Genomic DNA, 13,406 nt, shown 5'->3' with positions numbered 1-13,406 from the left:
GGCAAGGACGTAAAAGGCTCCACGCGGCCTGCGGGAATTTCTGTGCCTGCGGCATCAGATTTACGTATCCGCCCAGGTGTGCTGTGGTCGGAACGCGGCGCTGCGCCCCGGGTCCGGCCAAGTGGCGCCGGCCGCTGCGCCCGGCGGCGGTACGTGCGGTGACCGGGAGAGATCGCGATCGTACGGCGCCACGCAATCGGGAAGTCGAATATCTCTTGCCGCGGCGACAGAATAACTCGGGACCTACAGGACTCTTCGGCGTGCTCCTGACGTGGCGGCTGAGGTGAAGTTAGGCTGCCGGGACGGTCGTTGAGTGGAGGCTCCGTAAATGGGACGCAATCGTCGCAGGTACCCCGACGCGCATTCAACCAGGCACGATGTACGGCGGCGGGCCGTGGGGGCGGTGTCCGCGCTCGCCGTCACGGCGGTGGTCGGCGCCCTCACCGCCGCCGCGCCGGCGCACCGCCATCCGGGCTCGCCGCCTGCCAAGGCCCCGCTCGCAGTCGGGTACGGCGGGGCCGTCGCCAGCGTGGACACCGACGCCACCGCGGCCGGTGTGGAGGTGCTGCGGCACGGCGGGAACGCGGTGGACGCCGCCGTGGCCACCGCCGCCGCGCTCGGCGTCACCGAGCCGTACTCCTCGGGCATCGGCGGGGGCGGCTACTTCGTCTACTACAGCGCCAAGCAGCACAAGGTCTTCACCATCGACGGCCGCGAGACCGCACCGCGCAGCGCAACCGACCAGCTCTTCGTCGAGAACGGCCGGCCGCTGGCCTTCGCCGACGCGGTCACCAGCGGACGCAGCGTCGGAGTGCCCGGCACCGCCGCCACCTGGCAGACCGCCCTGGACTCCTGGGGCAGCCGCTCGCTGGGCGACGTCCTCAAGCCCGCCGAGAAGATCGCCACCGACGGCTTCATCGTGGACGCGACCTTCAACTCGCAGACCGCGGACAACCAGGCCCGGTTCAAGGACTTCCCGGCCACCGCCGCGCTCTTCCTGCCCGGCGGGCAGCCCCCGGCAGTCGGCTCCACCCTGCGCAACCCCCAACTGGCGACCACGTACAAGGAATTGGGCCGCAAGGGGATCAACGCCATCTACCGCGGCGACATCGGCGCGGACATCGTCAGCACCGTGCGCAAGCCCCCGGTGGACCCCGCCGCCACCCGCGTGGTGCGCACCGGCGACCTGACCGCAGCGGACCTGGCTGCGTACACCGCCAAGAGGCAGGCGCCGACCCACACGGACTACCGCGGCCTGGACGTGTACGGGCCCGCGCCGTCCTCGTCCGGCGGTACGTCGGTGGCCGAGGCGCTGAACATCCTCCAGCACACCGACCTCAAGAACGCCTCGCAGGTGCAGTATCTGCACCACTACATCGAGGCGAGCCGGATCGCGTTCGCCGACCGGGGCCGCTGGGTCGGCGACCCCGCGTTCGAGCAGGTGCCGACCGCCGGGCTGACCTCGCAGCGGTTCGCCGACTCGCGGGCCTGCCTGATCAAGGACGACGCGGTGCTGACCAGCCCGCTCGCCCCGGGCGACCCGGCCCACCCCGCCGCGTGCGGCGGCACGGGAACGGCCGCGCCGACCACGTACGAGGGTGAGAACACCACGCACCTGACCGTGGCCGACAAGTGGGGCAACGTCGTCGCCTACACCCTGACGATCGAGCAGACCGGCGGCAGCGCGATCGCCGTGCCGGGCCGCGGCTTCCTGCTCAACAACGAGCTGACCGACTTCTCCTTCGTCCCCGCCAACCCGGCCGTGCCCGACCCCAACCTGCCGGGACCCGGCAAGCGCCCGCGCTCGTCGATCTCCCCGACCATCGTGCTCAAGAACGGCCGCCCGGAGTTCGCGATCGGCTCGCCCGGCGGCGCGACCATCATCACCACGGTGCTCCAGGTCCTCACCGAGCACGTCGACCGCGGCCTGCCCCTGGTCGACGCGATCGCCGCGCCCCGCGCCAGCCAGCGCAACGCGGCGAACACCGAACTCGAACCCGCCCTGTGGAACAGCCCGCTGAAGACCGACCTGGAGGGCATCGGCCACCACTTCGTCCAGAACCCGGAGATCGGCGCGGCCACCGGCGTCCAGCGCCTCGCGGACGGCCGCTGGCTGGCTGCGGCGGAGCCGGTACGGCGCGGCGGCGGGTCGGCGATGGTGGTGGTCCCGGCCGGGTAGGGGCCGGCCCCGCCACGACCTCTGCGGCGGCTACGGCCGCGGGCGTGGCCCGCGGCCGTAGCCGCCGCCCGCTGTCCGGCCGGCGGCCCCCGCCGCGTACAGCCCCGCCACCTGGTCACCTGGCGTCATGGCGGTATCCCGTGGCCTGGGACCTCCACCGCGAGGACCGGGGTACTTTGCGCGGCGACCTCGTCCGTGCCGGCGCCAGGAGCGCCGGACCTTCGGCCTCAGCCGACGATGGCGACCGGCCCGTCCCAGGCGTCGCGGTCCACCGTGATGGTGTAGCCCTTGCGGGTCTCCTTGCTGTTGGCGGTGTACTGGTGCCCGCGGCTGTGGCCGGTGAACAGCTTGGGGTCCCAGGGCCAGTCCGTCGTGGTGGCCTTGCCGTCCCACAGCGCGTACCAGAGGTTGCCGGGCAGGTCGGTCCTGTCCGCCGCGGTGGCGACCGCCTTGGCGCTGGAGGTGGCGAAGCCGTAGTAGCCGGCGCGGTAGACCTTGGCGCGCAGCGTCTTGGTGAAGGAGCGCACGTAGGTCAGCACGGCGGTGTTGCACGAGGTGTTCGTGATGGCGTACGGCTCCATGTCGAGGTAGATCGCCGAGCCGGCCTTCATCCCGAGCGCCGCGGACTTGGCGACCGCGTCCTTGGCGTCGCTCGCGCCGAGCGCGGCGGCCGTGGCGGCGGTGAGCTTCTCCGGGCTGGAGCCGGTCTGGCAGGGCGGCTGGGCGCCGACGTAGATCGGTATGAGCTTCCAGCCCGCGGCGTTGACCGACTTCACCCAGGACGCGGTGAGGTTGGCCTGCGCGCAGCCGCGGTTCTTTCCGCCGACATAAACGGCGGCGGCTCCGTAATAGGCGTCGGACTTCCACGCCTTCATCGCGTTCAGCGAGGGTGCCGCGCAGGCGTCGAAGGCGCGGCCGGTGAAGGTCTTCTGCGCGGGCCACGTGGTCGCGGCCATCGACGTCTGCGCCATGACGACGCCCCCCGCGGCGACTACGGAACCCGCCGTGGCCCAGGCGATGTACCGGCCCCTTTTGGACAAACGATGCTTGGCCACGATCCCCACCCTCATTCCGTCGGCGGCACCCGGCGGCCGACGCTCCCCTCACGGCTCGGCCACGCCGAACGCCCTGATAGTAGAGGGTTCGCAGCGCCGCGCCGCCGCCAGGGTCCCGGGCGCCGCCCAGGTCGCCGACGTGCCCGCGGGACCCCACCCGCGCCCGTCCCCGCGCTTGCGCCGGACCGCCGCGGCCGACCGCCGGTCCAGACGCCGGGATTTCTGTTCGGCCTGCACGGGCCGATGGCGGGTAGCGGCTCGGAGAGGCACAAACCGGCCTCCGCGTACGCCGCCGCTCCGGCGCACTCGTCCAACAGGGGGGAACCCATGCCAACCGCACTTCCGGGCCGAACCGCCCCGGGCTCCGGCCGGAGTCCGAGCCGAGGACCCGGCGCTGCGTCGCCCGGCGGACGCCTCCCCGTCCTGACCACCGGCACCGCCACGGCCGTCGGCCGCATCACAGCGCTGACCATCTGCCAGGCCGCGCTGCTGATCGGCTTCGGGCTGCTCATCACCGGCCCCGCCCGGCACGTGTGGCCCTTCACGGTGGAGGACCGCGTCAACGAGGGGTTCGTGCACGTGCGCACGGGGACCTTCGACACCGTCACCTCCTGGGGTTCCGAGGCCGGCAACACCCTGACGATCATCGCGATCACCCTGGTGGTCTGCGCGGCCATGGTGTTCGCGCCCGTCCTGCCGAGGTGGCGCGAGGCGGTCTTCCTCGCGGTGAGCGTGTCGCTCCAGGCCCTGGTGTTCCTGGCGATCACCTCCGCGGTGGACCGCCACCGGCCGGCGGTGCACCGGCTCGACGACTCACCCCCGACGTCGAGCTACACCTCGGGCCACACCGGGGCGGCCACCGCCCTCTACGGCGGGCTCGCCGTTCTGGTGCTCACCCGGACACGGCGGCTGAGCCGCCCCTGGCGGATCGCGGTGGCGGTGCTCCTGGTGCTGCTGCCGTTCGCGGTGGGCACCTGCCGGATGTACCGGGGCATGCACCACCCGACGGATGTGGCCGGCGGCATGCTCAACGGCGCGCTGTCGCTGCTGATCGTCGGCCGGACGGTCCTGTTCGCCGATCCCGCCCCGGCCCCGCTGCCGCGCAACGCGGTGGACCTCGCCGTGGCCGAGGCGGGCGAGAGCGCCGAGCCGGCGCCCGGCCCGACCGTCGTGATCGTCAACCCCGTCTCCACCGGCGGCTCCGACCGCGACCGGATCAGGCTGGTACTGGAACGGTACGGCCACACCGCACCGCGGTTCGTGGAGACCACCGTGGAGGACCCCGGCGGCGGCCCGGCGGCGCGGGCCGTGGCGGACGGCGCCGCCCTGGTGGTCGTCTGCGGCGGCGACGGCACGGTCCGCGCGGTCGCCGAGGCCCTGGCCGGCACCGGCGTGCCGCTGGCCGTGGCCCCGCACGGCACGGGCAATCTGCTGGCCCGCAACCTCGGCCTGCCGCTCGATCCGGTCCGGGCGCTGGACGCCGCCCTCGGCGGGACGGCCCGGCCGGTGGACCTCGGCCGGATCGAGGGCGACGACCTGCCGCCGACCCTCTTCTGCGCCATGTCCGGCGCGGGCCTGGACGCCGCGCTGATGGAAAGGACCCCGGACCGCGCGAAGTCGGCCCTGGGCTGGCCCGCCTACGCCCTGGGATCGGTGCGCGCCCTGCGCGTCCCCCGTACGGCGATGACGCTGCGGCTGGACGGCGGCGAGCCGGTACGGCGCACCGCGCGCATGGTGGTGATCGCCAACGTGGGGCGGCTGCAGGGAGGCGCGTCGCTCGCCCCGGACGCCCGCCCCGACGACGGCCTGCTCCATGTCGTGCTGCTGGATCCGCGCGGCCTCGGCGGCTGGCTGGGCGCCGCCGCGTACGTCCTGCACGGCTCCTCCCGGCGCTCCGGCGCGGGCGGTGTGGAGACCCACGCGTGCCGGCGGGTCGATCTCGTCCTGCGCACCCGGCAGCCGCGCGAGATCGACGGCGACCCGGTGGCCGCCGGACGGCAGCTGTCCGCGCGGGTGGTGCCGGGCGCGCTGAGCGTCCTCCTGCCCGAGGTCTCCGGGCGCGCCGGGGCCCCCAGGATCCCCGGCCGCCGCGAGGCCCCCGGGGTCCCCGAGCGGTCCGGGGTCCCCGGACTCCGCCAGCAGGAGGGATGAATGGGTACCGCGACACGGGTCCCGCAGACCCGTGACATGTCCGAGGACGAGCTGTCGGCCGACGAGGCGATGGCGGCGCTGCGCCGCTACGGCAGCTGGACGCTGCTGCGCGACGCCTTCATACGGTTCCGGTACGCCGACGGATTCAGCCACGCGCGGGCGCTGGCCCTGCAGATCGTGCTGGCGGTGATCCCGCTGGCCATCGCCTTCGTGGGGCTGTCGACGGCGGTGCACGGCGAGAGCGTGGGACAGATCGCCGAACTGACCATCCGCAAGCTGGCCGCGGGGCCGAGCGAGCACGTCGTCGAAGACGCCCTCGAACGCAGCCGGCGGCACGCGGGCGACGGTGCCCAGTTCGCCCTGTGGTTCGGCCTGGTCTTCTCCTGGGTCAATCTCACGACGGGCATGTGCCAGATCGAGCGCGGGGCGAACCGGATCTACGGGATCGAACGCGACCGGCCCTTCCGCCAGAAGTACACCCGCGGCCTGGTGATGGCGCTGACGGCCGGTACGCCGCTGGGCCTGGCCACGGTGATCATGGTCGCCGGGGACGACCTCGCGTCCGCCGTGGTGTCGGTCTACCACCTGGGCGGCGGGACCACCCTGGACGTCTGGAAGGTCGTACGCTGGCCCGCCGGGCTGCTGCTCGCGCTGGCCTCCGGGAGCGTGATCTTCCGCCGCGCCCCCCGCCGTCCGCAGCCCGGCTACACCTGGCTGGGCTTCGGGGCGGCGGTCTCCCTCGTCCTGTGGGCCGCGCTGACCGCGCTGCTGGCCCTCTACCTGCGGCTGAGCGGTTCCTTCGACACCGTCTACGGGCCGCTGAGCGCGTTCATGTCGCTGCTGCTGTGGTCCTATCTGACCTCGATAGCGCTGTTCTTCGGGCTGTCGTTCGCGGCCCAGCTGGAAGCGGCCCGCGCACTGCGGCCCGGGCCGGTCACGTCCGATCCGGGAGCCTGACATGGTGACGCACAACGCACCCGAGTCCATCGGCGACCGCACCCGCAGGGCCGACCGCTCGTACGGCGCCCACCTGCTGGGTTCGGCCGCCGGCGCCGCGGCGGCGGCGGTGCTCTTCGGACTCCTGCTCGTCCTGGTCGAGGCGCACTGGACGCCGCTGCGGGACATCGACACCGGGGCGGCCGACCGGCTGCACCACATCGCCGTCCGCCACCACGAGTGGACGCGGGCACTCTCCTTCGTGTCGAACTGGATCCTCAGCCCCGGCACCCTGCGTACCGCGGTGGCCCTGCTCACCCTCTGGCTGCTGCACCGCAGGGCCTGGCGGCTGGCGGCCTGGTCGGCGGTGACCGCCGGCGCCGGGGCGCTGACCGGCGTGCTGGTCAAGGCGATCGTCGAACGGGCCCGCCCCGCCCTGTCCGACCCGGTGGCGCACGCGCCCGGTTACTCCTTCCCCTCGGGGCACGCCATGACCGCCACCACGTCCTTCGCGATCTTCCTGCTGGTCCTGCTCCCGTTCGTGCCGCGCGCCGCGCACCGGCTGTGCTGGCTCGTGGCGGCGCTGGCCGTGGTGGGTGTCGGCTTCACCCGCGTGGCCCTCGGCGTCCACTGGTGCAGCGACGTGATCGGCGGGTGGCTGCTGGGCCTGGCGGTGGTGTCCGCGACGACCTGGGCCTTCGAGGTGTGGCGGGTCGACGCTGGCCGCCGCCCCGCCCCGGTCGCGGACGGCCTGGAACCGGAACTCGACCGCCCAGAGCCCGAACCGCCCCACTCGCACGGCTCCTGACGCCGGTGCGCCGAGCGCGGCCCGCCTCCCGCCGGTCAGCCGTTCTGCCGGCCCGGCAGGGGCGCGCCGTCGAGGAAGGCGCGGTAGGCCCTGACGGCTTCCGGGTCGATGTCAGGGCTGGACGGGCCGTAGCGGGTGTCGGTGCGGTCCCGCTTCGGTCCTGAGACCCAGAACTCCTCGCCGGTCCCGACGTCGTGGAAGTTCGCGTCGGACATCCCCCCTGACCGCCGCAGTGTCCTCCCCCGGACGTACGCGGTGCTCCAGGTCTTCGAGAAGTCCACCCACCCGATCCAGGAGGGGCCCCGGTCGGTGTCGTAACCGGTCTTCAACTGCACGAACATGAGACGTCGAGGCATACGCCCAGCCTCGCGCACGGACCGCGTCCGCGACCAGCCGATTCAGCGGCCCCGGTTTCGGCGCTTCGTGACGGGCGCCTTTCGGTCTAGGCGGGGGCGCCCGGTGCCCGGCATACTCCGAGGGCGGCAGGGGCAGCGCAGGGCGGCCGTTGGCAGGAGATGTGCAGGGCCGGACACCGGAAAAGCCGACGGAGGACCCCGGATGGGCATGAGGCACGCGCTGCTCGACGTCGCCCCGCTGCGGTCCTCACCAGCCTTCCGGCGGCTGTGGGCCGGCCAGGCGCTCTCCGGGTTCGGCAGCCAGATGTCGCTCGTCGCCGTGATGTACCAGGTCTGGCAGATGACGGGCAGTACGGTCTGGACCGGCGCCGTCGGCCTGGCGCAGGCGCTTCCGCTGACCGTGCTCGGGCTCTTCGCCGGGACGCTCATCGACCGGGTCGACCGGCGGAGGTTCTACCTGGCCGCGACCAGCGGGCAGGCCGCGTGCGCCCTGCTCCTGGCCCTCCAGGGGTTCTTCGGGCACTTACCCCCCGCCGCGGTGCTGCTCCTGGTCGCGGTGCAGTTCTGCTTCGTGGCCGGCAGCGGCCCGGCCTCGCGCACCTTCGTCCCGCGGCTGCTCCCCGCGCACCAGCTCTCCGCCGGGCTGGCGCTGAACCGGATCTCCTTCCAGAGCGCCATGCTGCTCGGCCCGGCGATGGGCGGGCTGATCCTCGGCGGTCCGGGCGTCGGCGCCTGCTACCTGGTCGACGCGCTCACCTTCGCCGCGGCGATCTACGGGGCGCTGGGCCTGCCGTCGATGCGGGCCGGCGACGAGGCCACCCGGCCGGGGCTGAACGGCGTGCTGGACGGCCTGGCCTTCCTGGTCCGCACCCCGGTCATCCGCGGGGCGCTGCTCTCCGACCTGGCCACCACCGTGCTGTCGATGCCGATCAGCCTGTTCCCGCTCATCAACGAGGAGCGCTTCGGCGGCAACCCGCGCACCCTGGGCCTTTTCCTGTCCGCGATAGCCGTCGGCGGAGTGGCCGCGTCCGTCTTCTCCGGGACCTTCACCCGGCTGCCGCGCCCCGGCCTGGTAATGCTCGGCGGGTCCGCCTCCTGGGGCGCCGCGCTGGTGCTGTTCGGGCTCTCGCCGCAGGCCTGGGCCGGACTCGGCTGCCTGGTGCTGGCCGGCGCGGCCGACACCGTCTCAGTGGTGTCCCGCGGCGCCATCGTCCAGCTGAACACTCCGAACGAACTCCTCGGCCGGGTCGCCGCCGCCGAGCAGATCGTCGGGCAGGCGGGACCCGACCTCGGCAGCATGGCGGGCGGGCTCGTGGCAGCCGCCACGACGGGCGTGACGGCCCTGGTCGGCGGCGGCCTGCTCTGCATCGGCGCCGTCACGTCGATCGGCGCCGCCACACCGGGACTTCGCCGGCTCGCGGCGCCGCCCCCGCACGTGGCGGAACCCGTCGGCCAGCAGGCGGCGTAACGCGCGACCGTGCGCCCCGGCGGCCCGCTAGCCGTACGACCCCGCAGCGACCGTACGCACCCGGCGCCCGCGACCGTACGACCGCACAGCGCGGCCCCGCGGCCCGCGACCGTACGCACCCGGTCCGCGCCCGTACGGCCCGGTCCGTTCCGGCCGCCGGCGCGCGGAGCCGTCGCCTGCCCTACCGCCCGTCAGGCCCGCACATCGACCAGGACCTTGCCCATCGTCGCGCGTGCCGCCATCGCCGCGTGGGCCGCGCCCACCCCGGCGAGCGGTACGACGCGGTCGATCCGGGCGGTCAGCAGTCCCCGCCTGGCCAGGGTGAACAGCATGCCCGAGGCACGCGCGAACACCTGCGGGGCCGCCAGGACCTGCTGCATCCACAGGCCGTGCACCCCCACGGACCGGCCGGTCAGATCGTCCATGGCCAGCGTGTCGGACAGCCCGCCGCGTGCGCCGACCGACACCAGCCGGCCGAAAGGGGCCACCGCGGCGAGGCCCGCCCGCAGTTCCTGGCCGCCGACCGAGTCGAGGTAGAGGTCGACACCGTTCGGCAGCGCCTCGCCCAGCTCCTCGGCCCGGCCGACGGCCACCTGCGCGCCCAGCGACCGTACGAACGCCCGCTTCTCGGGGGTCGACGCGACGGCCGCCACCGGACCGGCGCCGAGCGCGAGCGCCAACTGCACCGCGAGGTGGCCCACGCCCCCGGCCGCGGCGGCGACCGCCACGCTGTCGCCCGGGCGCAGCCGCCCGGCGGTGACGAGGGCGCCGTAGGCGGTGCACCCCTGCTCCAGCAGGCCCACCGCCTGGGCGTCGTCGATACCGGCCGGCACCTCCACCGTGTACGCGTCGCGCGCGACGGCCACCTGCGCGTAGCCGCCGCCCGCGCGCAGCAGGGCGACGACCCGGCGCCCGTCGGAGCGCCGCCGCCCGACCACGTCGGCGCCGAGGACGGCGGGGAGCCGCGGCGGCGCGTACACGCCCTCGCGGACCTCCAGGTCGGCGAAGTTGAGTCCGGCCAGGGTGACGTCGATGACCGACTCGCCCTGGCCCGCCTCCGGTTCCGGCAGCTCCGCGGGCCGCAGCTCCTCGGGCCCGCCGAAGCGCCGTAATACCACGGCCCGCATCGTCTTCTCCTTTCGTCGGCTGACAGGCGGCGTGCTCAGTCGTCGAGGTAGTCCTCGGGCCCGGAACCCTCGCGGACCGTGTCGAGGGTGAAGCAGTGCAGGCCGCCGCCGAACAGCCGGCGGTGGCGGTGGCGTACCGGGACCACGGTGAAGCCGCGGCCCTCCAGGGTGCGGGCCAGCTCCGGGCAGGCGGCGTTGACCATCACGGTGTCCGGCGACACCGACAGCACATTGAGGTCGATGTAGCGGCTGGTGAGGATGAGGTCGTCGTCGTCGTAGTCGGGGAAGTTGTTGTCCTCCGGCTCGGGCGGGAAGATCATGTCCCATCTCTGCAGCGCCTTCGGCAGCCGCTCGGCGACCTCGGGGGAGCGCACCAGCAGCAGACCGGGACGCAGCGCCAGGACGGTGCTGTCGATGTGGCTGTCGGCGAGCCGGTGCAGCCGGTGGACGCGGAAGCGCCCCTCAAGGTGCCGTTCCAGCCAGTCGCAGCCGAGCGCGTGGTTGGCGTTGGAGACGTTGACGAACACGTCCCGGCCCAGCCGCAGGCACTGCGCCCCGTCGATCATCATCTCGAACCCGGTGTCGTACGGGGACGGCTGGGGGTCGGAGATGGGCTCGAAGAGCGAGCCGGCCTTGCCCGCCTCGGCCACGTAGGACAGGTCGAAGGAGGCGTCGGTCATCATCGGGCGGGGCATCACCGTCCAGCGCCCGCCGCGCCGGAAGTATTCGGCGTAGACCGGCTTGAGGAACTGCGTCTCGAAGTAGCGCGAGCGCACCAGCGGGGGCGTCTCGATGATCTCGTCGCCGAACACGATGCTGTTGTCGCGGACGTTGAGCGGCGGGACGACGGCGGCGGCGAAGGCGGGGGTGCGGACCTCGCCGGTCGCCGCGTCCAGCGACAGCGGGCGGTGGACGGTGATCGACAGCTGGGCGAAGATGTCGGCCATCTGCTCGACGTCCTCGCGCAGCTCCTCCAGATACCGCTGCTTGATGGGGGAGCGCTTCGCCGGACCGGCCCCGGGGCTGACATGGCGGGGGTAGTAGATGCGGCTGTAGGGCGTCTCGTCGTGGAAGAAGATGTCGAAGGACAACTCCCGTTCGTGCGAGGTGTAGTTGTCGGCGGATCCGAGGACCACCTCACGCAGCGGGGACCAACTGTCGTAGCTGTTCAGGAGCATGGTTCGGCCTTCTCTCGGCGTCGGTTGCGGGTGGGCGGGGCATGGTGGGGGGTGCCGTCCGGGCCGCCCGCGGCGGCGGCCCCGGATCAACGGGCCGTGCGGTGTGGCGCGTTCAGGCCGCGGCATGAGCCAGCAGCGGCTCCGTCTCCCGCTGCCGCTCCCGGGCGCCCGCGACGTCCTCGGCGATGACGCAGTACATGACGGCTCCCGCCGCCGGCCCGAAGTCGTTCACGAGGACCACGCCGGTGCCGGTCGCGGGGTCGAAGCCGAGCCCGGCCGCCTCGAGCGCCGCGACGGCGGCCGGGAAGGACGGCGCGGCGCACTCCCCGCCCAGCAGGACCCGCCGCGGGCGCACCGCCGGACCCACCAGGCGCTCGGCCATGACGGTGTGCAGATGGGTGGAGCCGGTGATCCTGCCGTTGGCCTCGCAGAAGCGGATCTCGCCCTGCGGGGTGAGGTAGGCGTCGGCGCTGATCGTGCCCCGGTAGCCCAGCGCCCGGTACGCCTCGCACAGGTGCCGGCCGACCGCGATCAACTCGGCCGTGGCGTCGGCCGTCAGCCTCGCCGAGGCCGGTACGATCTCGCCGACGACCACCGGGTCCATCAGCATCTCGCCGGTGCCGGTCAGTTCGACCGCGCGGTCGGCGACCACGAATTCCGCGTACACCGGCACCGCCCCGGCGTAGTAGCGCTCCACCACCAGCCGGTGCCGGCCGCCCTCGGTCAGCCACGGCCAGCGCTCCGCCACGTACGCGTCGATCGCCGCGCCGTCGGGCAGCACCACCGCGCGGGGGGCGCCCGCGGGCTCGACGCCGGGCGCGGGCGCCAGGATCTCGTTGCCCAGCCCGCCGCCGCTGAACTCCTGCTTGGCGATGGCGCAGTGGCCCCCGCCGAGGAGGGCGCGGATCGCGCGGGCCGCCTCGCCGGGGTCGATGACCACCGTGCCGGGCGCGATCGGCACACCCGCGCCGGCCGCCACCGCGCGGAAGGCCGCCTTGCTGTTGACCAGCGCGCTGCCGCCCTGGGCGTGGAAGCCGAAGCCGGGCAGCGCCGCCTCGGCGCCGAGGCGGCGTGCGAGGTCGGCCACGGTGGCGTCCGGGTAGACCGGCGTGATCCGCAGGCCGGCCGGTCCTGAGCCCTGGGCCTTGCGCAGCGCGCCGTGCAGCGCCTCCTCAAGCGCGGGGTCCGCCAGCCGGTCCGGCGTCAGCAGCCCGGAGCCCAGCCGGCCGGGGGCCGGGGCCAGGACGGTGACCGAGGCGCGCGGGGTCCCGGTCAGCGCGGCGACGTAGTCGGCGAACGCCTCGTCGGGGAGGGTCGGCAGGACCAGCACGTCCCCTTCGCGCGCCCACCACAGCATGCGGTGGGCACCGTATCCGGCGGCCTCGCGGGCCTGCGGGGACAGCGCGGCGAGGTCGCCGACCATCTCCTCGGTGCGGGTGTTGCCGATCAGCAGTGTCCTCACGCCGACTCCCGCGGTGCGGACCCGGCCGGAGACGGCGGGGCGGGCGGCGCGTCGGGCACGGCCGGGTACCCGGCTGCCGCGCCGGCTGCCCCGGTCCTGCACGGCACCAGGAAGCTGCGCTCGTAGACCAGCACCACCTCGCCGGTGGACTTCGTCCCGGTCGTCCGGCAGGACACGATCCCCTCGCCCGGACGGCTGCGCGAGAGCCGTTTGGCGAGGATCTCGCTCTGCGCGTAGAGGGTGTCGCCGGCGAAGACCGGCGCGGGCAGCCGGATGTGGTCCCAGCCGAGGTTGGCCAGTGCCCGGCCGCTGGTGCTGCGCACGGTCATCCCGCCGACGATGCTGAGCGTCACGAGGCTGGAGACCAGCGGCTTGCCCCACGGCAGCGTCTCGCAGTAGGCGGCGTCGATGTGCAGCGGGGAGAGGTTCATGGCCAGCATGCTCATCAGCACGTTGTCCGTCTCGGTGACTGTACGGCCGGGGCGGTGCTCGATGACGTCGCCCACGGTGAACTCCTCGTAGTGGAAGCCCACCGACTCGCGGTAGCGCTGCTCGCCGATCCGCTCGTAGCCCGTGAGCAGCGCCGGCTGCTGCCGGGCCGGGCCCGGATCGGGCGGCCGGGCGCCGGCGGGGGGGGTGCTCTACCACCGCCGGGGGGGGGCCCCACACCCCCAGGCCCCGGGGGG

The 13,406-nt window shown here is 74.0% G+C and carries 11 protein-coding genes; 5 read left to right on the top strand and 6 right to left on the bottom strand.

Annotation, left to right across the window (positions count from 1 at the left end; translation table 11 throughout):
- The first annotated feature begins 328 nt into the window (after positions 1-328).
- Entirely contained in the window at positions 329-2,179 is a 1,851-nt protein-coding gene (ggt, locus tag V7E46_RS06210; protein WP_443054013.1) for a gamma-glutamyltransferase, read from the top strand.
- 227 nt (positions 2,180-2,406) lie between these two features.
- On the opposite strand, the gene V7E46_RS06205 is transcribed toward ggt, so the two are convergent.
- On the bottom strand, positions 2,407-3,234 hold the full coding sequence (locus V7E46_RS06205; RefSeq protein WP_333767458.1) for a glycoside hydrolase domain-containing protein: 828 nt from the start codon (positions 3,232-3,234) through the stop codon (positions 2,407-2,409).
- Between the two features lie 327 nt (positions 3,235-3,561).
- Here V7E46_RS06205 and V7E46_RS06200 point away from each other — a divergent pair, with 327 nt between their 5' ends.
- From V7E46_RS06200 to V7E46_RS06190, 3 genes are read left to right on the top strand one after another with little or no spacing between them, the layout of a single operon-like run.
- Positions 3,562-5,385: a diacylglycerol kinase family protein gene (locus V7E46_RS06200; protein ID WP_333767457.1), complete on the top strand. Its 1,824-nt coding sequence runs from the start codon at positions 3,562-3,564 to the stop codon at positions 5,383-5,385.
- Positions 5,386-6,342: a YihY/virulence factor BrkB family protein gene (locus V7E46_RS06195; RefSeq protein WP_333767456.1), complete on the top strand. Its 957-nt coding sequence runs from the start codon at positions 5,386-5,388 to the stop codon at positions 6,340-6,342.
- 1 nt (position 6,343) lies between these two features.
- Positions 6,344-7,129, top strand: a complete 786-nt coding sequence (locus V7E46_RS06190; protein ID WP_333767455.1) for a phosphatase PAP2 family protein — start codon at positions 6,344-6,346, stop codon at positions 7,127-7,129.
- 35 nt (positions 7,130-7,164) lie between these two features.
- Here V7E46_RS06190 and V7E46_RS06185 read toward each other — a convergent pair whose 3' ends face one another.
- Positions 7,165-7,485, bottom strand: a complete 321-nt coding sequence (locus tag V7E46_RS06185) for a hypothetical protein (protein WP_333767454.1) — start codon at positions 7,483-7,485, stop codon at positions 7,165-7,167.
- A gap of 202 nt (positions 7,486-7,687) precedes the next feature.
- Between V7E46_RS06185 and V7E46_RS06180 the strand changes: the two genes are divergently transcribed.
- On the top strand, positions 7,688-8,953 hold the full coding sequence (locus tag V7E46_RS06180) for an MFS transporter (protein WP_333767453.1): 1,266 nt from the start codon (positions 7,688-7,690) through the stop codon (positions 8,951-8,953).
- 191 nt (positions 8,954-9,144) lie between these two features.
- Here the strand turns inward: V7E46_RS06180 and V7E46_RS06175 are convergent, their stop codons facing one another.
- The 4 genes from V7E46_RS06175 to V7E46_RS06160 form a co-directional block, all read right to left on the bottom strand.
- Positions 9,145-10,080: a quinone oxidoreductase family protein gene (locus tag V7E46_RS06175; protein ID WP_333767452.1), complete on the bottom strand. Its 936-nt coding sequence runs from the start codon at positions 10,078-10,080 to the stop codon at positions 9,145-9,147.
- Positions 10,081-10,115: 35 nt separating this feature from the next.
- A complete protein-coding gene (locus V7E46_RS06170; RefSeq protein WP_329172750.1) occupies positions 10,116-11,258 on the bottom strand; it encodes a glycine amidinotransferase in 1,143 nt (380 codons plus the stop codon).
- A gap of 112 nt (positions 11,259-11,370) precedes the next feature.
- Entirely contained in the window at positions 11,371-12,720 is a 1,350-nt protein-coding gene (locus V7E46_RS06165) for a peptide ligase PGM1-related protein (protein WP_333767451.1), read from the bottom strand.
- The gene (locus tag V7E46_RS06160) at positions 12,717-13,301 is read right to left on the bottom strand and encodes a MaoC family dehydratase (protein ID WP_443054021.1); all 585 of its coding nucleotides are present in this window, start codon (positions 13,299-13,301) and stop codon (positions 12,717-12,719) included. The genes V7E46_RS06165 and V7E46_RS06160 overlap by 4 nt, the downstream gene beginning before the upstream one ends.
- Between the last annotated feature and the right edge of the window lie 105 nt (positions 13,302-13,406).

The organism is Streptomyces sp. IBSBF 2435 (assembly GCF_036815005.1).
Classification (GTDB): domain Bacteria; phylum Actinomycetota; class Actinomycetes; order Streptomycetales; family Streptomycetaceae; genus Actinacidiphila.
The sequence above is the reverse complement of the archived record's forward strand: the minus strand, read 5'-3'. Positions and strand labels throughout refer to the sequence as shown.

What these genes read in the sequence shown, in the direction of transcription:
- ggt (WP_443054013.1), top strand. Translation starts at nt 329, where the DNA reads ATGGGACGCAATCGTCGCAGGTACCCCGACGCGCATTCAACCAGGCAC.
- V7E46_RS06200 (WP_333767457.1), top strand. Translation starts at nt 3,562, where the DNA reads ATGCCAACCGCACTTCCGGGCCGAACCGCCCCGGGCTCCGGCCGGAGT.
- V7E46_RS06195 (WP_333767456.1), top strand. Translation starts at nt 5,386, where the DNA reads ATGGGTACCGCGACACGGGTCCCGCAGACCCGTGACATGTCCGAGGAC.
- V7E46_RS06190 (WP_333767455.1), top strand. Translation starts at nt 6,344, where the DNA reads ATGGTGACGCACAACGCACCCGAGTCCATCGGCGACCGCACCCGCAGG.
- V7E46_RS06185 (WP_333767454.1), bottom strand. Translation starts at nt 7,485, where the DNA reads ATGCCTCGACGTCTCATGTTCGTGCAGTTGAAGACCGGTTACGACACC.
- V7E46_RS06180 (WP_333767453.1), top strand. Translation starts at nt 7,688, where the DNA reads ATGGGCATGAGGCACGCGCTGCTCGACGTCGCCCCGCTGCGGTCCTCA.
- V7E46_RS06175 (WP_333767452.1), bottom strand. Translation starts at nt 10,080, where the DNA reads ATGCGGGCCGTGGTATTACGGCGCTTCGGCGGGCCCGAGGAGCTGCGG.
- V7E46_RS06170 (WP_329172750.1), bottom strand. Translation starts at nt 11,258, where the DNA reads ATGCTCCTGAACAGCTACGACAGTTGGTCCCCGCTGCGTGAGGTGGTC.